This window comes from Nocardia niigatensis NBRC 100131 (assembly GCF_000308655.1).
GTDB lineage: Bacteria > Actinomycetota > Actinomycetes > Mycobacteriales > Mycobacteriaceae > Nocardia > Nocardia niigatensis.
The window spans coordinates 25,198-44,046 of record NZ_BAGC01000042.1 but is presented as its reverse complement, the minus strand read 5'-3'; the positions used below and the strand labels follow the sequence as shown (position 1 = coordinate 44,046).

Here is an 18,849-nt window from a genome sequence, read left to right as displayed (position 1 = left end):
TCGCCGCTCGCTTAGCGTTCTTCGAATCCTGTCATGCCGCCCGCGGCGGCACTCCAGTCTTCCACCACCAGGTTTACCCGACCTGGTGTTGTACCGGAACGTAGCAGGTCGAGCAGGGTTTCGCAGCGATCGCGGGGGCCTTCGGCCACGACGTGCACGCGGCCGTCGCGGTGATTGCGGGCGTAACCGGTCAGGCCCAGTTCCAGGGCGCGCGAGCGGGTCCACCAACGGAACCCGACGCCCTGTACGAATCCGTGCACCCAGGCGCTGAGCCGGACCGGGTCACCGCTCATGCGTCGATGCGGAAGGTCAGGTTCACGGTGGTGCCCGCCTCGAGGGTGCGGCCGACCGTGCAGACCTTGTCCACGGCGCGCTGCGCGGCGACCAGCAGGCGCTCGCGGGTTTCGGCATCGAGCTCGCTGAGGTCGAGCTCGAACTCCTCGTTGAGCTCCGGGTACACCTCGTTCTCGCGGTCGGCGTCGCCGGAGACGTGCACGGTGGCGTCGAAGTTCTCGCCGAGCCGGCGCGCGAGGGTGAAGTCGGCGCTCAGGCCGGTGCAGCCCGCCAGCGCGATCTTCAGCAGCTCACCCGGGGTGAACGCGCCCGGCACGCCCGCAGACGCGATGGACACCTCGCCACCGCGGTTGTTGCGGCCGGTGTAGGCGCGGGTGCCGGTGCGTTCGGCCCACAGCTTGACCGGCTCGGCGGCCGGGTCGGTGGCGACGGTCTGCGGTGCGGCGGTCTGTTCGGACATGGTGAAGATCCTCCCATTGGGTCACCCGGGGCAACCATCTGGTTGCCGCTCGTTCGGAACGCCGAGGTGGTCAGCCGAATTCCGCCACCAGTTCCGGGGTGACCTCCCGCAGGCTCTCGGCGACGTACGACGTGAGCGCGAGAGCGTCCACCGCGGGCGGGTACCTGGGGTGCGGGACGGCGATGACCGTCATGCCCGCCGCGTGGGCGGCGCGCAGGCCGTTGCTGGAATCCTCGATCGCGATGCACAGGTCGGGGTCGACGCCGAGGCGGGCCGCGGCCTCGAGATAGCCGTCGGGTGCGGGCTTGCCGCGCGCCACCTCCTCGGTGGACACGGTCGCGGCGAACAGGTCGGTGACGCCCATGTGATCGAGCACCACATCGATGAGCCGGCGCGGGGAGGAACTGGCCAGTCCGAGGGGACAGGTCCGGGCCAGCAGCCGGACGGTGGCGGTCGCGTCGGGCATGAGCGGCAGGTGGCCGCCGTAGCGGGCGGCCATGCGGGAGATGACGTCCTCGGCGACCTCGTCGGGGGTGCGGCGGCCGTCGAGCAGATCCTCGCTGAGGTAGCGCGACCATTCGGCCGTGCTCATGCCCATGAAGCGGTCCTGGGTATCGGGCAGCCAGCGCCCGCGCATCTCCTCGACGTACTCGCGTCGCACCTCCTCCCAGATGGGCTCGGTGTCGATGAGCACACCGTCCATGTCGAACACGATCGCGGCAACAGACATGGCGTCCATGGTGGTTCATCACCGTCCGGGTACCCGGCATCGGGTGCCGCGCGCGGCGCGTCCACTGACTGGGATCGCGGTGCCGAACCGCGCCGCCCGCCGGGGCCCGGGGTTAGCGTCCGAAGCGAAAGACGTATACCCGCAAGCGAATACCGAGGTGGGCCGTGGGCACGGTCATGGACATCTACGATCCGGAGCTCTATGTGTCCGGGCCGATCCACGAGATCTTCGCCGAACTCCGCCGCGCGGACCCGGTGCACTGGCAGGAGATGCCGGGCGAACCCGGTTACTGGGCGATCCTCAAGCACGCGGATGTGGCGCACGTGGCTCGCAATCCGGAACTGTTCTCCGCCGAGCGCGAGGGCGTGATCCTGGAGAACCAGCCGCCCGAACGACTCGAACAGACCCGCAACATGCTGCTCATGATGGATCCGCCGCGGCACACCGAGTACCGCAGGCCGCTGGCCGAGCACTTCAAGGCGCGGGTCATCGGCGAGCTGGAGGACCGGATCCGGGAGCTGACCCGGAATCTGCTCGACAGCGTCGACGGCGAGGTCGAATTCGTGCACGACGTGGCGGGCGTGCTGCCCAGCCAGGTGGTGGGCGGCCTGTTCGGGATTCCGGTCGCGGACTGGCCGAGCATCCGGCGCTGGGCCGAACAGTCCACCAGCCAGCAGGATCCGGAGCTGGTCGGCGATTTCGACGTCACCGCCGAGCTGACGAATATGGCCATCTACGCCATCCAGTTCTCCATGGCGCGCCGGGCCGAACCGCCGCAGGCGGACCTGACCTCTCTCATCCTGGGCGGGGCCTACGGTGGAAAGCCCATGTCGGACCTGGAGTTCGGCAGCTTCTTCACCCAGCTGGTGACCGCGGGCAACGACACCACCAAGACCATGCTGTCCTCGGGCCTGGAACTGCTGCTGCGGCATCCCGAGCAGCTCGCGGCCCTGCGCGCGGATCCGGCGTTGATTCCCGGTGCGGTGGAGGAGATCCTGCGATACGCCAACCCGCTGCACTATTTCCGGCGCACGGCCACCGCCGACACCGAGATCCGCGGGGTCCCGATCAAGGCGGGGGACAAGGTGGCCATGTGGTACACCTCGGCGAATCGGGACGAGGACGTCTTCGGCGCCGCGCAGGACTTCGATATCCGTCGTAATCCCAACCCGCACCTGTCCTTCGGCCTGGCCCAGCACTTCTGCCTGGGCGTGCACCTGGCCCGGCTGGAGGGCCGGGTGTTCTTCGAGGAGCTGCTGGCCCGCTTCCCGAAGATGGAGCAGACCGGCGAATCCCGGCGTATCCGTTCGAATCTGAACAACGGACTCAAGTCGCTGCCCATCCGACTGACGCGGTAGTGGTCCGAATCGCTGTCCGGGGATTACGACTGGAAGCGGTAGCCCATGCCGGCCTCGGTGAGGAGGTGCTTGGGCTGGGAAGGGTCGTCCTCGAGTTTGCGGCGCAGCTGCGCGAGATAGACCCGCAGATAGTGGGTTTCGGTCGCGTACGAGGGACCCCAGACCTCGCGCAGGAGCTCACGGCGGCCGACGAGCTTGCCGCGATTGCGGACCAGCATCTCCAGCACACCCCATTCGGTCGGGGTCAGATGCACGTCGTGGCCGTGGCGGGTCACCTTCTTGGCCGCGAGATCGACGGTGAAGGAGGCGGTTTCGACGACCGGTTCGGCGGTGTCCGCGGTTTTGGCCGAGCGGCGGACGGCGGCGCGCAGGCGGGCCAGCAGCTCGTCCATGCCGAAGGGTTTGGTGACGTAGTCGTCGGCGCCGGCGTCGAGGGCCTCCACCTTGTCGGAGGAGTCGGTGCGGGCGGAGAGCACGATGACCGGGGCGGTGGACCAGCCGCGCAGGCCGGCGAGCACCTCGATGCCGTCCATATCGGGCAGGCCGAGGTCGAGAATGATGACGTCGGGGTGTTTCTCGGCGGCCGCGCGCAGGGCCGCGGCCCCGTGGGACGCGGTGGTCACGTCGTAGCCGCGCACCGACAGATTGATGCGCAGGGCACGCAGGATCTGGGGTTCGTCGTCGACCACCAGCACTTTGATCGGCGCCGCCGCCGCGTTCGTCACCCGTTCTCCTCTGCCGTGCCCGCGGGGTCGTCGCCCCCGGGCAGATCGATCACCATGGTCAAACCGCCGCCGGGGGTGGGCTCCGCGTGCACGGTGCCGCCCATGGCGTCCACGAAACCGCGCACCACCGACAGGCCCAGGCCCACGCCGGTGGAGGTGTCGCGATCGCCGAGCCGTTGGAACGGCTCGAACAGCTGATCCTCCAGGCCGGTCGGTACGCCAGGGCCGGTATCCATCACCGTAATCGCCACTCGCTGCCCGACCTGTTCCGCCGCGACGCGCACCATCGAATCCCTGGGGGAGTAGCGGGCGGCATTGTCGATCAGATTGGCCAGGACCCGTTCCAGCAGACCGGGATCGGCGAGCACCGAAACGGTGTCGACATCCACCTTCACCCGGTCCATGGTGGTGCGGCGCATGCCGCGGGTGCCCATGCCCATCAGCGCGTGGTGCACCACCTCGTCCAGATAGACCCGGCGCACCTGCGGCCTGATCACGCCGACCGCCAGGCGTGAGGAGTCCAGCAGATTGCCGACCAGCGCGGTCAGCTGATCCACGGATTCCTCGATGGTTTCCAGCAATTCGGCGGTGTCCTCGGGGGAGAACTCCACATCGTCGCTGCGCAGACTGGACACCGCCGCCTTGGCCGCGGCCAGCGGGGTGCGCAGATCGTGGCTGACCGCCGAGAGCAGGGCGCGGCGTAGCTTGTCGGCCTCCATGAGCGCCTGGGCGGCGCTGGCCTCCTCCTGCAACTGCTTCTGCTGTACCAGCCCGGCGGCCTGATTCGCGACCGCGCCCAGCACCAGGCGGTCCCCGGCGGTCACGGCACGTCCTCGCAGCAGCAGCCAGTGCATGTCATCGCCTGCCTCCAATGCGGTTTCGGCATCGCTGACCTGCGTCGGCGCGTGTTCGCCGACCGAGGCGATGACCTCGTTGTCGGTGACCAGGCTGACCGCGTCCTGACCGTAGGTCTCACGGGCGCGCTCGAGCAGGTCCGGCAGGTCCGCGCCGTGCAGCACCGAGCCCGCGAACAGCGTCAGCAGCTCGGCCTGACGAGAGGCCTTGCGCGCCTCGCGAGTTCGCTTGGCCGCCACATCCACCAGCGCCGCCACCGCGACCGCCACGAACAGCAGCACCACGATGGTGAGGAAGTTGTCCAGCTGGGCGATGGTGAGGCTGTAGCGCGGTTGGGTGAAGAACCAGTTCAGCAGGACGCCGGACAGGATCGCCGAGAGCGCCGCCGGGGCGATGCCGCCGAGCAGCGCGACCGCGATGACGCCGATGAAGAACAGGGCGCTCTCACCGCTGAGGTCCAGGAAGCGGTCGAGCCAGAAGTAGATGACGGCGCAGATCAGCGACGGCACGATCAGGGCCGCCGACCAGGAACCCACCTTTCGTTCGCGGCGGGTCAGTGCGGACCAGCGAAAGGCGCTGCCCCTGTTGGATTCCTCATGGGTCACCATATGGACATCGATTTTGCCGGACTCCTGCACCACCGTGGCGCCGATGCCCTCGTCCAGCATGCGCGCCCAGCGGGAGCGCCGGGAGGTGCCCAGCACCAGCTGGGTGGCGTTGACCTGGCGCGCGAAGTCCAGCAACGCCGTCGGCACGTCCTCACCGGTGACGGTGTGCAGGCTCGCGTCCAGACCGGTGGCCAGGTCGCGCAGGCGATTGAGCCGCTGCGTCGACACCCCGGCCAGCCCGTCACCGCGCACGATGTGCAGCACGATCAGCTCGGCGCTGGACTTGGCGGCGATCCGGCTGGCGCGCCGCACGATGGTCTCCGATTCCGGGCCGCCGGTCACCGCCACCACGACGCGTTCGCGCGCCTCCCAGGTGGTGGTGATCTTGTGGTCCGCACGGTATTTGGCGAGCGCGGCGTCGACCTGATCGGCCAGCCACAGCAGCGCCAGCTCGCGCAGCGCGGTCAGATTGCCCGGGCGGAAGTAGTTGCGCAGGGCCGCGTCGACCTTCTCGGCGGCGTAGACATTGCCGTGGGACATGCGGCGGCGCAGCGCTTCCGGCGTGATGTCCACCAGCTCGACCTGGTCGGCGGCGCGAACCACCCAGTCCGGCACGGTTTCCCGCTGCACGACGCCCGTGATCTGCTCGACCACGTCGTTGAGGCTCTCCAGGTGCTGCACATTGACCGTGGACACCACATCGATGCCGGCGTCCAGCAGTTCCTGCACGTCCTGCCAGCGCTTCTCGTGCTTGCTGCCCGGCACGTTGGTGTGTGCCAGCTCGTCGACCAGCACCACCGCCGGGTGCCGGCGCAGCACCGCCTCCGTATCCAGTTCGGGCAGGGTGGTGCCGCGGTACTCGATCATCCGGGCCGGGATGCGCTCGATTCCGGCCAGCAACTCGGCGGTCTTGCTGCGGCCGTAGGTCTCGACCACGGCGGCCACCACATCGCGTCCACGCTCCAGCCTCCGATGCGCTTCGGCGAGCATCGAGTAGGTCTTGCCCACGCCGGGGGCAGCGCCGAGGTAGATGCGTAGCTGACCGCGTTTCACTCGTCAATCATCGCGCGGGGTGCGCGGATGCCCTGCTGTGCCGTGCGGACGGGTTCGGGTGTGATCTCTGCGGTGGCCACGGTGTTTTCGGCGGCGGCCAGGACGCGCAGCACCAGTGCGCAACCGAGGAACCCGAAGATCACCATCAGGGTGACGGCGATGTGTGGCACGGCTTCTCCTTGGATCTCGACATGTGCGTCCGGCCGCGCGCGTGGCCGGGTTCCCACTTTTTACCTCCGATGCTGGTCAGGTCGGCGATCCTGACGGATTCTTTACGGCCGTGTCCCGTGTTGTTGACAGGATCCGAGCGGTCCCCGAGGCATTGTGAGCTGATCGCCTCGGATGGAACCCGGCTGGAAATGTACAGCGGCGCTTGGAGAGTTCCACGCAAATTAGCAACGAAGTGGCGAACTTCGCGGCTGGTATAGAACTCGGGCAACATCTGGATATTCAGCCTGTCATTGGCGGCTCGATGTAACCCGCGACGGCAAAATCCGAGATGAGCCATGCTCATCCGCGGGAAATAGCTACCGATCAGCTATCATTCGTGACGCACGTGTCCCATCACCAGCAGCCGGGGGAGCATTTCCAAGTCGAATCCAGCGAGAGGGTGGTCGAATGACTCGTCGGTATGGAGGATCCCGGACCAGCGCGTCGCGACGCGCCCTGTTGCCGATCGTCGGCGCGATACCACTGGCCGTCGCCGTGACCTGCTCCGTCGCCACTGCCGACGCCGCGGCGCAGCCCAGCGACCCGGCCGCTGTGTTCTTCGAGCAGCTGCAGACCGGCCCGGTGCAGCCCGGCGTGCCGACGATTCCCGCCGCCATCCTCGATCAGGCGAAGAACGCCGCAGCCGCCGCCCAGGCCGCTGTCGGCGACGGACTGCACACGGTCCCCGTCGACACTCGCTACTCGGACAACGCCACCAACCTGAACGTGGGCAGCGGCGCCGCCGGTCTCATCATCGGCGCGGTCGTGGGTGCGGTACCGGGCGCGGTGATCGGGGCCGTGCCGGGAGCGCTCATCGGGGCTGCGGTCGGTGCGGCCGTCGGCGGGGTCGCGGGCGGTCTCGCCATGGCCGTGCCGACCCTGGGAGTGGGCGCGCCCATCGGGGCCGTGGGTGGCGTCCTCGCGGGGGCCGGCATCGGTGCCGTGATAGGTGCTGTGCTCAGTGCGATCGTGTCCGGTATCACCATTGGCGTCATAGGCGCGGCTGTCGGTTACGAGCTCGGCGCGGCCACCGGGATCGGCAACGGATTGCAGGGCGGCTGAGGAGCGACTGCCATCGCCGATCCTGACGATCGCCTCTCGGTCGTGTGCCGCGTTGCCGGCGGGATCCGAGCGGGCCGGAAAAGACCGACCGGCACCAGATCTCGCGTAGGCAGTGTGGGAACCCTAAGCTGACGTCCGTGAATTCCGGGCGGTCAATGGTCGACGGGCGTTTCGAGTTGATCGAACCACTCGGCAGCGGCGGCATGGGCACGGTGTGGCGCGCCTACGACATCGCGCTGCACCGCGAGGTGGCGTTGAAAGAGGTGCGGGCCGAGAGCGACGCGCCCTCCGCCGAGGTGCAGCGGGAGCGGGTGCTGCGCGAGGCGCGGGCCCTGGCGCGCATCGCGCATCCGAATGTGGTGGCCATTCACCACATCGTGGACACCCCCGCCGAGAAGCATCCGTGGATCGTCATGGAACTGGTCTCCGGCGGATCGCTCGCCGATCGGCTCGACGAGGGCCCGATGCCTGCGGCCCAGGCCGCCTGGGTCGGGCGCGGCATTTTGGCGGGACTCCGCGCCGCGCACGCGGTGGGCGTCCTGCACCGCGACGTGAAACCCCCGAATGTGCTGCTGCGCACCGACGGTTCCCCCGTCCTCACCGACTTCGGTATCGCCGCCGTCAACGATCTCACCGGTCTCACCTCCACCGGTAGCGTCGTCGGCTCGCTCCCGTACGTAGCCCCCGAACGTCTCCAGGGCCATGAGGGTAACCCCGCCTCCGACCTCTGGTCGCTCGGCCTGGTCCTGTTCGCCGCCGTCGAGGGCTACCAGCCCATGCGCCGGGACACCGACGTCGCCACCCTCGCCGCCGTCCTGATGGGCTCGGTCCCGCCCCCGCGCCGAGCCGGTCCGCTGACCCCGGTCCTGCAAGCCCTGCTGGTCCCCAACCCCGGCCACCGCCCGCCCGCCGACCAGGTCGACCGCATGCTCGCCCAGGTCACCGCCACCGGCGCCCATCCGCTGGAATACCCTGCCTTCCAGCAGTCTTCGGACCCTCACCAGACGGCGACCTCACCCCAGGACGTCACGCCGCCGCAGTTCCAGGCCTTCTCGACGGTGTCCGGATCTCACGACGCGCCATCGCAGCCGTTCACGACGCCTTCGCAGGCCCTCCCGGCAACACCCCAGGGGTTTTCGGCCGCGCCGCAGCAGGCCTACCCGACCACGCCACCGGGATACCCGACTCTGCAGCAGCCGCGTGGATTCAGCGGCTCCCAGCCGTATCCACAGCTCGCTTCGAGCCCCGTCGGCACTGCGCCACAACGCAATTCGCTTCCCTGGATCCTCACCGGCGCGGCCGTCGTCGTGGCTGCCGCCGTCGTTGCCGCCATCGCCCTGTGGCCGTCTTCCGGTGGGGGCCAGGGCATGTCGGGTCAGCCGACCGGTCTCGTCCAGCCCACGGGGATTCCCCTGAGCGGCGTCATCCCGCCCACGGTCATCGCGCCCACCACCGCCAAGGGTGACGCCGCCACCGACCTGCTCACCCCGGACGGCGTCCGCAAGGCCATCGCCGCCCTCGAAAAGGTCGCCGGCGGTAAGCAATTCATCGAGACCGACATCTACCCGGAGCACATCAGTACCGGCGCCCCGGTCCAGAACCAGCCCAAGCTGTACGACCAGTTCTCCTACCGCAAGGGCGTCGCCCAACGCGATGGCGCGGGCTCCGAACTGAAAACGCCCACCATCGACCTGTCCGCCATCAACTGGGACCTGCTCCCCGGTCTCCTGGCCGCTGCCGCTCAGCAACTCAACGTCCCGACCCCCACCAGCCGGTACGTCAAGGTGGACCCTGCCTGGACGTTCAACAACAAGCAGCCCACCCTCCTGATCTACCTCATCGACGACTACGGTGGCGCCTACCTCGCCGCGGGCCTGGACGGCACGATCGTCACGAGCTACCCCCGCTAGTAGTCTCGCCATTCACGCCTCGGAGACGTTGCGCTCCGGGGCTTTTCCATGTCCATCTGCCGCGAAATACCAGGTCCTGACGGTTTCTTGATGGATATGTGCGGGATGTCGACAACTTCCGTGCGACGCGCGGCGCGACGCTGTAAGCGGAGCGTCAATGCGACCGGCTGGGACGCTAAGAAGGCGTAAAGGACCTCGAAGTTGGGCTTTCCCGGCGATTGACTCACTCCGGCGCGTCTCAGGACGCGCCCGTACGTAGAGAGGTTTCGAGACATGTCTGTCGTGGTGTTCACGGTGCTGACGGTGGCGATCTTCGCGCTGCTCGGTCTGATCCAACGCGGGGTGGAACGGCTGTGACGCAGAACATTATCGGTCTGGTCCTGGCCGTCGGTATCGCCATCTATCTGGTGGCGGCGCTGCTGTATCCGGAGAGGTTCTAAGTGAGCACCACAACCGCAGGGATCCTTTTCGTGGTATCCCTGGTCATCGCGCTGGCCGCGGTGCATGTGCCGCTGGGCGACTACATGTATCGGGTTTACAGCAGCGAGAAGAACTCCAAGGTCGAGAAGGGTCTCTACCGACTGATCGGCGTACAGCCGGGTGTCGAGATGACCTGGGCCGTCTACGCCCGTAGCGTGCTGGCCTTCTCGGCCGTCAGCGTGCTGTTCCTGTTCTTCCTGCAGCTGATTCAGGGCAAACTGCCGTTGCACCTGAATGATCCGGGTACCAAGATGACCGCGGACCTGGCGTGGAACACCGCCATCAGCTTCGTCACCAACACGAACTGGCAGAACTACGCCGGTGAGTCGACGATGGGGCACGTTGTGCAGGCTGTGGGCCTGGGTGTGCAGAACTTCGTCTCGGCTGCTGTCGGTATGGCCGTGGCGGTCGCGCTGGTGCGCGGCTTCGCCCGTCGTCACACCGGCGAACTCGGCAACTTCTGGGTGGATCTGGTGAGGGGAACCACCCGTATTCTGCTGCCGTTCGCCATCGTGTTCGCCATTGTGCTCGTCGCCGGTGGTGTGATCCAGAATCTGCACGTCTACGACCAGGTCGCACAAACTGTCGGCAACACCGGTTCACAAACCCTGCCGGGTGGACTCGTTGCCAGCCAGGAGACCATCAAGGAACTCGGCACCAATGGTGGCGGCTTCTACAACGTGAACTCCGCGCACCCGTTCGAGAACCCGACCGCCTGGACCAACTGGATCGAGATCTTCCTGCTGCTGGTGATCAGCTTCTCGCTGCCGCGGACCTTCGGGCGCATGGTCGGCTCCAAGAAGCAGGGCGCCGCCATCGCCGCCGTCATGGCGACCCTGGCTCTGCTCAGCGTCACCGCGATGAACCTCTTCCAATTGCAGCACCACGGAACGGTCCCGTCCGCCATCGGTGCGTCCATGGAAGGCGTGGAATCCCGCTTCGGCGTATCGAATTCGGCGGCCTTCGCCACCGCGACCACGCTCACCTCGACCGGTGCGGTGGACTCGGCGCACGACTCCTACACCAGTCTCGGCGGCATGATGACCATGTTCAACATGCAGCTCGGTGAGGTCGCGCCCGGTGGTACCGGTTCGGGTCTGTACGGCATGCTGATCCTCGCGGTCATCACCGTATTCGTGGCGGGCCTGATGGTCGGCCGCACGCCCGAGTATCTGGGCAAGAAGATCACCCCGAAGGAGATCAAGCTCGCCGCGTCGTACTTCCTGGTGACGCCACTGATCGTGCTGACCGGCACCGCCATCGCCATGGCCCTGCCGGGCGAGCGCGCGGGCATGGCCAACTCGGGTCCGCACGGGCTCTCGGAAGTGTTGTACGCCTTCACTTCCGCGGCCAACAACAATGGTTCGGCTTTCGCCGGTTTGTCCGGCAACACCGTCTGGTGGAACACCGCACTCGGCTTGGCCATGGTGTTCGGCCGCTTCATTCCCATGATCTTCGTGCTGGCCCTGGCCGGTTCGCTGGCGCAGCAGGGCTTCACGCCCGCTTCCGAGGGCACGCTGCCGACGCACCGGCCGCAGTTCGTGGGCATGGTCGCCGGTGTGACCGTCATTCTGGTCGCCCTGACCTTCCTGCCCATGCTGGCGCTCGGCCCGCTCGCTGAAGGAATCCACTCATGACCACTCCCACAGTCGATTCCGCGCCGGTGAAAGAGGCGCACGGCAAGCCGAAACGCGGTGTCTCGGCCGGGTTGTTCGATCCCAAGATGCTGGTGAGGTCCCTGCCGGACGCCGTCAAGAAGCTGGATCCGCGCGTCATGTGGCGCAATCCGGTGATGCTGATCGTCGAGATCGGCGCGGTCTGGAGCACCGTCCTCGCGGTCGCGAAGCCGACCTTCTTCTCCTGGGCGATCGTCGTATGGCTCTGGCTGACGGTGATTTTCGCCAACCTGGCCGAGGCGGTGGCCGAGGGCCGCGGCAAGGCGCAGGCCGACACCCTGCGAAAGGCCAAGACCGACACCATCGCTCGCCGGCTCGTGGACTGGTCCCCGGGCGCGCGGGTGGTCGAGGAAAAGGTCGCGGCTCCGGAGCTACGGCGTGGCGACTACGTCGTGGTCGAGGCGGGCCAGGTCATCCCGGGTGACGGCGATGTCATGGAAGGCATTGCCTCCGTGGACGAGTCGGCCATCACCGGTGAATCCGCGCCGGTGATCCGCGAATCCGGCGGCGACCGTTCCGCGGTCACCGGCGGCACCACGGTGCTGTCGGACCGGATCGTCGTCAAGATCACGCAGGAGCCGGGCGGCTCGTTCATCGACAAGATGATCGCGCTCGTCGAGGGCGCCTCGCGGCAGAAGACGCCGAACGAGATCGCGCTGAACATCCTGCTGGCCGCGTTGACCATCATCTTCGTGTTCGCGGTGGCGACCCTGCAGCCGCTGGCCATCTTCTCGAAGGTCGGCAACCCGGGTGTCGGGGACAATCAGGCGTTGGACATCAATGGTGTCACCGGCATCGTCATGGTCTCGCTGCTGGTGTGTCTCATCCCGACCACCATCGGCGCGCTGCTGTCGGCGATCGGCATCGCCGGCATGGACAGGTTGGTGCAGCGCAATGTGCTGGCCATGTCCGGCCGTGCCGTCGAGGCCGCGGGTGACGTGAACACGCTGCTGCTCGACAAGACCGGCACCATCACCCTGGGCAATCGTCAGGCTTCGGATTTCGTGCCGATGCCGGGCGTCACCGCCGACGAATTGGCCGACGCCGCACAGCTTTCCAGCCTCGCGGACGAGACCCCCGAGGGCCGCTCGATCGTGGTGTACGCCAAGCAGGCGTACAACAAGCGCGAGCGCACCCCGGGTGAGCTGACCGGCGCGCAGTGGGTGGAATTCACGGCCCAGACCCGCATGTCGGGCGTGGACCTGGCCGACGGCCACCAGCTGCGCAAGGGCGCGGCCAGTGCGGTCACCGAGTGGGTGCGCGCCAATGGCGGTGCGGTGCCGAGCGAGGTCGGCGTGACCGTCGACGGCATCTCGGCCTCCGGCGGCACCCCGCTGGTGGTGGCGGAGATCAAGAAGGGCACCGCCGCGCTGCTCGGGGTCATCCACCTCAAGGACGTGGTGAAGCAGGGCATGCGGGAGCGCTTCGACGAGATGCGCAGGATGGGCATCCGCACCGTCATGATCACAGGCGACAATCCGTTGACCGCCAAGGCGATCGCCGACGAGGCCGGTGTCGACGACTTCCTCGCGGAGGCCACGCCCGAGGACAAGCTGGAGCTGATCAAGAAGGAGCAGGCCGGTGGGCGCATGGTCGCCATGACCGGTGACGGCACCAATGACGCGCCCGCGCTCGCGCAGGCCGACGTGGGTGTCGCCATGAACACCGGCACGTCGGCGGCCAAGGAAGCCGGCAATATGGTCGACCTGGATTCCGACCCGACCAAGCTCATCGAGATCGTCGAGATCGGCAAGCAGTTGCTGATCACGCGTGGCGCGCTCACCACGTTCTCGATCGCGAACGACATCGCCAAGTACTTCGCGATCATTCCCGCGATGTTCGTGGTGCTGTTCCCGGGCCTGGATGTCCTGAACATCATGCGACTGCACTCGCCGCAGTCGGCGATCCTCTCGGCGGTCATCTTCAACGCGCTGGTCATCGTGGGCCTGATCCCGCTGGCGTTGCGCGGCGTGAACTACCGGCCGTCGAGTGCGTCGAAACTGTTGAGCCGCAACCTGTACATCTACGGCCTCGGCGGCATCGTCGCGCCGTTCGTCGGGATCAAGCTCATCGACCTTGTCATCCAATTCTTCCCGGGGATGTCCTGATATGCGTATGTCAACCTGGATCCGGCAGCACCTCGCGGCGCTGCGTGCGCTGCTGGTGCTCACGGTGATCACCGGAATCGTCTATCCCGCAGTAGTTCTCGGTGTCTCGCAGATCCCCGGGCTGAAGGACAAGGCCGACGGGTCGTTGCTCACCAGGGACGGAAAGCTGGTGGGCTCCAGCCTGATCGGGCAGGCGTTCACCGACGGCAAGGGCAACGCGCTGGTGCAGTACTTCCAGACGCGTCCGTCCAACTCGGCGCCTGCCGACGGCAGTATCCCGGACGGCTACGACCCGACGAACACCTCGTTCGGCAACATGGGTCCGGAGTCCGTGGTGGACACCCTGGATGCCACCGACCCGAAGAAGGACAAGCTGAGTCTGCTCAGCACGGTCTGCTCGCGCAGCCAGGCGGTCGGTCAGCTGGAGGGTGTCGACGGCAGCCGTCCGTACTGCACCTCCGGCGGCGTCGGCGCGGTGCTGGCGGTCATGGGCGATCGTGACTCCCACGGCCTGGTCACCCACCCGACCCAGGTGATCAGTGTCAACGAGACCTGCTCGACCGATGTGAAGAACCCCGCCAAGCCATTCCAGGACGCCTACGAGGGTGTGAAGGTGGAGTGCGCCAAGCGCGGCGAGGATTACTCGGCCGGTCAGATCGTGCCGATTCGCGGCGACGCCTCGTCCGATACCCCGGTGCCGACCGACGCGGTGACCGCCTCGGGCTCCGGCCTGGACCCGCAGATCTCCCCGGAGTACGCGGCCATCCAGGTGGCGCGGGTCGCCAGGGCGCGTAATGTTTCCACTGATCAGATCAGGGCGCTCGTGGACGCGCACCGGAGCGGCCGGGTGCTGGGCTTCATGGGTGAGCCCACGGTCGATGTCGTCGAGCTGAACTACGACTTGGACAGCAAGTACCCGTTCAAGGGCTGATCAGCCGATTCCTGGGGTCCGGTCGCTTCGCTCACGAAGGCGACCGGGCCCCTTGGCATTTCGGCTACTTGTCCGGCGAGCAGGTTGTCGGGTTGGGGAGTTCACCGCACGGCGTGTTCCCCTGCGAGCGCAGTACGTCCTTGCCGGTGCCGCCGGTGAGGAAGCGCAGGAACGCGGCGGCCAGCGAGTCGGCCGGGACTTCGCCGTTGCTGTAGGCGTATTCGACGCTCCAGAACGGATAGGTGTGATCGAGCACCTGGTCGCGGGCGGGGGAGTGGCCGTCGATCGTCACCGCCTTCACACCGGAAGCCTGTGCGGCGTCGAAGTATTCGCTGTAGCCGATCGAACCCGGCAGGTCGGCAATGGTTTTCAGCATGTCGGCGGTGACCGGCACCTCGCAGAAGGCCGGGCTCGGCGGGTTGGTGACCGCGACGGTGCGGCAGGACGTGGCGGCGGGCGTCGGCGGCTGGTCGTCGCCGAGCACATGCTTGCGGAATCCTTCGCGGGTGCCCGACCCCAGCACCCGATTCACCACGCGCACCGGCAGATCCGCGCCGCCGACCTGCTGCCAGTTCTGCACCCGGCCCGCGTAGATATCGCGGATCTGCTGCGTGGACAGGTCGTGCACGCCGACCGCCGGGTTGACGATCATGGCGAACAGCGACATGACCAGCGAGCGCGGGACCAGGTTCGGGTAGCCGACACCTTTCGGCCCGTCACTGATGGCGAGCAGCCCCGGATTGTTCTTGCCCTCCTCGTCCACCCTGCTCAATCCCCGGTCGCTGCTGTCGAATTCGAAGTCGAACTGCGCCTTGGAGCAGTGTTTGGCGTACGCGTCCGCGGCATTGCGCATCGCGGGCTCGAAAGCAGTAGAGCCCACCAGGGTCAGTTTCCCCGAAATGCAGTCCGCCGCATCGTTGTCCGGCTTGTTGTCGCCCAACCCCATCACGAACTGCACGGCGATCACCGCGACCAGGAAAACGATGAGCCCCAGCAGTCTCGGCGACACACCGACGCGACTGCGGGTCTCCGACACCCGTCCGCCCTTGAGCTTGGCCCGCATCACCGGCGCGGGATACTCACCCGCTCCTGCCGTCCGCTGCAGGATGGCCAGGATCTTGTAGTGGTCGCCCCGATCCATCGGCACCTTGGGCAGATCGATGATCCCGACCCGGTGCTGGACGTCCTCGCGGCTCCCGATCCCCGTCCCCGGCTTCAGGCTGTCGCCCATGGCGTCATCGGACAGCTCGGTCACCGCCATCCCGATGATCCGGCGATGCGCGAAATGCAGGTGCAGACCGACATTGTCGGTATCCGGGGAGGCGTAATCGCTGCTGTCGATGTCGGTGATGCCGTTGTTCTCGATCCGCACCAGCACCACCGACAGATCCTGCAGATCCGGCGCCGCCCCGTCCCCCTCGGGCCGCAACTGCGGCAGCACCCCCGGAAACACCGATTCGATCTCCCCGGTGACCGGCGTATCCATCTGCACCCGGTACCCCAGCCGCTTCCGGCCCACCAGGACGAACTCCCATACGAACGCCAGGATCGGCACCGTGATACCGATGACCGCCAGCACCGTGTCGAGCGCTATACCGCCCACCACGCCCCCGAATTCTGTTGTGTTACCGCGTCATCGGTAGAGCCTAGTGAGAACCGTATGGATTCGGTAAAGATGGCGGATCGCAGCGGAACAGGGTCGTCAAGATCGGGCGTCCAGCTCGCCCGGCCGTCCTAGTGTCGATGACGGCAGGGTTTCCGTTGTCGAAAGGCGAGGCGTCGGTTCGATGCACATCCCCGCGGATGAGCTGTCCGCACTGCGCGAACTGGTGAATCACCGCGGTGTGGTGGAGTTGCTCGACCTTCTGGCCCGCGAGCCGCGCACCGTGCGGCAACTGCGGGCCGAGCTCGGCCTGCGCCGGCCCGGCGCCTCGCGGGTCCTGCGGCTGCTGGCTGCCCGCGGGATCGTCACCGCCGATGCGGTCGGCAGTTGGGACGAGCCGCTGGGGATCACCGGTCCCATCCGGTTGACCGGGAGTGGCCGGCGCACTGTCGAATTGCTGTCCAGTTTCGCCGTGTGGGAAGCACTCTACGAGCAATCGGATGCGGCGCGCGACCGCTGAGCGGCCCGGAGCCGCCGCCGGCTGACGGCATGCCCTCCCGACCTGCGCGCGACCGACCGGTATCGTCCCGGTCGGTGCGTGGCTATCCGGTCGAAGCCACGCGGAGGAGGATGGCGTGGCAGCACCGGTTTCCGGCGGGCACACAGGATCTCGTCTCGCGTTGACGATCGGGGCACTCGGGGTGGTGTTCGGAGACATCGGCACCAGCCCGATCTACACCCTGCAGACCGTGTTCAATCCCGATGACCCGCATCCGGTTCCGGTGAGCCGGGACAACATCTTCGGCATCGTGTCCCTGGTGTTCTGGTCCGTCATGATCATCGTGACCGTCACCTATGTGCTGCTGGCCATGCGCGCCGACAATGACGGTGAGGGCGGCATCATGGCCCTCATCACCCTGCTGCGCCGCTGGACCCTGCCGGGCGGGCGGCGGACCGCCATGATGCTGGCTGCCCTGGGCATCTTCGGCGCCTCATTGTTCCTGGGCGACAGCATGATCACGCCCGCGATCTCGGTGCTGTCGGCGGTCGAGGGCCTGAAAACCGTCTCGTCCGGGATGGACGGGTTCATCGTGCCGATCACCGCGGTGATCATCGTGGTGCTGTTCCTCGTGCAGCGGCACGGCACTGCCGCCGTCGGGCGGGTCTTCGGACCGATCATGATCGGCTGGTTCCTGGTGATCGGCGCCTGCGGGATCCGGGGCATCGCCGGCCATCCGGAGATCCTGAAGGCGCTGTCGCCGGCCTATGCGCTCGGATTCCTGTTCGGGCACTTCGGAATCGCCTTCTTCGCGCTGGCCGCCATCGTGCTGGCGGTCACCGGCGCCGAGGCGCTCTACGCCGATATGGGCCATTTCGGCCGCAGCGCGATCACCCGCGCCTGGCTGGTGCTGGTCTTCCCCGCCTGCGTGCTGAGCTACATGGGGCAGGGTGCGCTGATCCTCGATGATCCCGCCAATATCGGCGCGCCGTTCTTTCTGCTCGCGCCGGGATGGGGGCGGCTGCCCATCGTGCTGCTGGCCACCGCGGCCACGGTCATCGCCTCCCAGGCGGTCATCACCGGGGCGTTCTCGGTGGCCGCGCAGGCCGCGCAGCTCGGTTACCTGCCCAGGCTGCGCATCGCGCACACCTCCGAATCCACCATCGGACAGATCTATGTGCCGTGGATCAACTGGCTGCTGCTGGTGTCGGTGCTGACGCTGGTGTTCGCGTTCCGCAGTTCCGCGGCCCTCGCCTACGCGTTCGGTATGGCCGTGACCGGCACGATCACCATCACCACGCTGCTGTTCTTCTATATCGCGCGGGCGAAATGGCGGACGCCGCTGTGGCTGGTCGCGCTCGGCGCGATCCCGCTGCTGATGGTGGATCTGCTGTTCTTCGGCGCGAACCTGACCAAGCTGGTCCACGGTGCGTGGCTGCCGCTGCTGATCGCCGTCATCGCGTTCACCATCATGACCACGTGGCAGCGCGGCCGCGAGATCGTCACCGCCGAGCGCGAGCGGCGGGAGGGCTCGCTGCGCGAGTTCGTGGACCGATTGCGCGCCGACGTGTCGACGGTGATCACCGTCCCCGGCACGGCCGTCTTCCTCAACCGCGGCAAGGAGACGGCGCCGCTGGCCATGCGCGCCAATGTCGAACACAATCACGTGCGCCACCGGCAGGTCGTCATTCTCTCCATCCATACCGAGCCGGTGCCGCGTATTCCTGTGTCGCAACGGATCTCACTGGACCACCTCGGCTACGCCGACGACGGCATCATCCACGTCACGGCCAACTACGGCTACATGGAGACCCCCGACGTCCCGGCGGCGATCCGCCTGCTCGATCCGGCGGACACCGAAGGCGTGCTCGACCTGGATCAGGCGTCGTACTTCCTCTCCAAGATCGAGCTGCGACGCGGCGACGACCCCACCATGGCCCCCTGGCGGAAACGCCTGTTCATCGCCACCTCTCACATCACCGCGGATGCCGCCGAATACTTCGCCCTGCCCCGCGACCGCACGGTCACCATGGGCTCCTGGATCGAGGTGTAGGCGTCTCAGGCCGCGGGCCGGCGGGACGAACGATCGTGCCGCCCCTGCTGTTCGATCATGTCCATCAGGCCGTCGACCGCGGCCAGCGACGACCATTCGTTGCGCGCGACCAGACCGGGATATCGGTCGGAGCGGGCGATGAACGCGGCGTCCTGGAGTGACCAGTACACGGTGATGGACGACAGGCAGACACCGCTGTCGATGATGCCCATGATGATTGCCTCTTCTCCCGGT

At 67.4% G+C, this 18,849-nt stretch carries 17 protein-coding genes; 9 read left to right on the top strand and 8 right to left on the bottom strand.

Annotated elements, in window-relative coordinates:
* Window positions 1-11: 11 nt before the first annotated feature.
* The 3 genes from ON33_RS17075 to ON33_RS17065 form a co-directional block, all read right to left on the bottom strand.
* Entirely contained in the window at window positions 12-293 is a 282-nt protein-coding gene (locus ON33_RS17075; protein WP_040859964.1) for an acylphosphatase, read from the bottom strand.
* On the bottom strand, window positions 290-754 hold the full coding sequence (locus ON33_RS17070; protein ID WP_040859963.1) for an OsmC family protein: 465 nt from the start codon (window positions 752-754) through the stop codon (window positions 290-292). Before ON33_RS17070 ends, ON33_RS17075 begins: the two co-directional genes overlap by 4 nt.
* 70 nt (window positions 755-824) lie before the next feature.
* Window positions 825-1,484, bottom strand: coding sequence for an HAD family hydrolase (locus ON33_RS17065; RefSeq protein ID WP_040860018.1), 660 nt, complete (start codon window positions 1,482-1,484; stop codon window positions 825-827).
* A gap of 164 nt (window positions 1,485-1,648) precedes the next feature.
* On the opposite strand from ON33_RS17065, the gene ON33_RS17060 reads away from it, so the two are divergent.
* Window positions 1,649-2,842, top strand: a complete 1,194-nt coding sequence (locus ON33_RS17060) for a cytochrome P450 (RefSeq protein ID WP_218001453.1) — start codon at window positions 1,649-1,651, stop codon at window positions 2,840-2,842.
* A 23-nt stretch (window positions 2,843-2,865) separates the two neighbouring features.
* Here ON33_RS17060 and ON33_RS17055 read toward each other — a convergent pair whose 3' ends face one another.
* The 3 genes from ON33_RS17055 to ON33_RS41320 are packed head-to-tail and all read right to left on the bottom strand — an operon-like array spanning window position 2,866 to window position 6,253.
* The gene (locus ON33_RS17055) at window positions 2,866-3,567 is read right to left on the bottom strand and encodes a response regulator (protein ID WP_373281041.1); all 702 of its coding nucleotides are present in this window, start codon (window positions 3,565-3,567) and stop codon (window positions 2,866-2,868) included.
* Window positions 3,564-6,083, bottom strand: a complete 2,520-nt coding sequence (locus tag ON33_RS17050; protein ID WP_040859962.1) for a DUF4118 domain-containing protein — start codon at window positions 6,081-6,083, stop codon at window positions 3,564-3,566. The genes ON33_RS17055 and ON33_RS17050 overlap by 4 nt, the downstream gene beginning before the upstream one ends.
* A complete protein-coding gene (locus ON33_RS41320) occupies window positions 6,080-6,253 on the bottom strand; it encodes a hypothetical protein (RefSeq protein ID WP_157184579.1) in 174 nt (57 codons plus the stop codon). The genes ON33_RS17050 and ON33_RS41320 overlap by 4 nt, the downstream gene beginning before the upstream one ends.
* 448 nt (window positions 6,254-6,701) lie before the next feature.
* Here ON33_RS41320 and ON33_RS41315 point away from each other — a divergent pair, with 448 nt between their 5' ends.
* The 6 genes from ON33_RS41315 (at window position 6,702) to ON33_RS17020 (ending at window position 14,460) form a co-directional block, all read left to right on the top strand.
* Entirely contained in the window at window positions 6,702-7,355 is a 654-nt protein-coding gene (locus ON33_RS41315; protein WP_157184578.1) for a hypothetical protein, read from the top strand.
* Between the two features lie 137 nt (window positions 7,356-7,492).
* A complete protein-coding gene (locus ON33_RS17040; protein WP_218001452.1) occupies window positions 7,493-9,265 on the top strand; it encodes a serine/threonine-protein kinase in 1,773 nt (590 codons plus the stop codon).
* Window positions 9,266-9,618: 353 nt separating this feature from the next.
* Window positions 9,619-9,705, top strand: coding sequence for a K(+)-transporting ATPase subunit F (gene kdpF / locus ON33_RS43380; RefSeq protein WP_120737472.1), 87 nt, complete (start codon window positions 9,619-9,621; stop codon window positions 9,703-9,705).
* Window positions 9,706-11,382 (top strand): potassium-transporting ATPase subunit KdpA, encoded by a 1,677-nt coding sequence (gene kdpA / locus ON33_RS17030; protein WP_040859960.1) that lies wholly within the window; start codon window positions 9,706-9,708, stop codon window positions 11,380-11,382.
* Entirely contained in the window at window positions 11,379-13,529 is a 2,151-nt protein-coding gene (kdpB, locus tag ON33_RS17025) for a potassium-transporting ATPase subunit KdpB (protein ID WP_040859959.1), read from the top strand. The genes kdpA and kdpB overlap by 4 nt, the downstream gene beginning before the upstream one ends.
* Before the next feature lies 1 nt (window position 13,530).
* A complete protein-coding gene (locus ON33_RS17020) occupies window positions 13,531-14,460 on the top strand; it encodes a potassium-transporting ATPase subunit C (protein WP_040859958.1) in 930 nt (309 codons plus the stop codon).
* Window positions 14,461-14,524: 64 nt separating this feature from the next.
* On the opposite strand, the gene ON33_RS17015 is transcribed toward ON33_RS17020, so the two are convergent.
* Window positions 14,525-16,066: a substrate-binding domain-containing protein gene (locus ON33_RS17015; protein ID WP_245550566.1), complete on the bottom strand. Its 1,542-nt coding sequence runs from the start codon at window positions 16,064-16,066 to the stop codon at window positions 14,525-14,527.
* Window positions 16,067-16,247: 181 nt separating this feature from the next.
* On the opposite strand from ON33_RS17015, the gene ON33_RS17010 reads away from it, so the two are divergent.
* Window positions 16,248-16,583 carry a helix-turn-helix domain-containing protein gene (locus ON33_RS17010; RefSeq protein WP_051152383.1) on the top strand — a complete coding sequence of 112 codons (336 nt, stop codon included), beginning with the start codon at window positions 16,248-16,250 and terminating at the stop codon, window positions 16,581-16,583.
* Between the two features lie 115 nt (window positions 16,584-16,698).
* A complete protein-coding gene (locus ON33_RS17005; protein ID WP_040859957.1) occupies window positions 16,699-18,615 on the top strand; it encodes a potassium transporter Kup in 1,917 nt (638 codons plus the stop codon).
* Window positions 18,616-18,620: 5 nt separating this feature from the next.
* Here the strand turns inward: ON33_RS17005 and ON33_RS17000 are convergent, their stop codons facing one another.
* Window positions 18,621-18,827, bottom strand: a complete 207-nt coding sequence (locus ON33_RS17000; protein ID WP_040859956.1) for a hypothetical protein — start codon at window positions 18,825-18,827, stop codon at window positions 18,621-18,623.
* Between the last annotated feature and the right edge of the window lie 22 nt (window positions 18,828-18,849).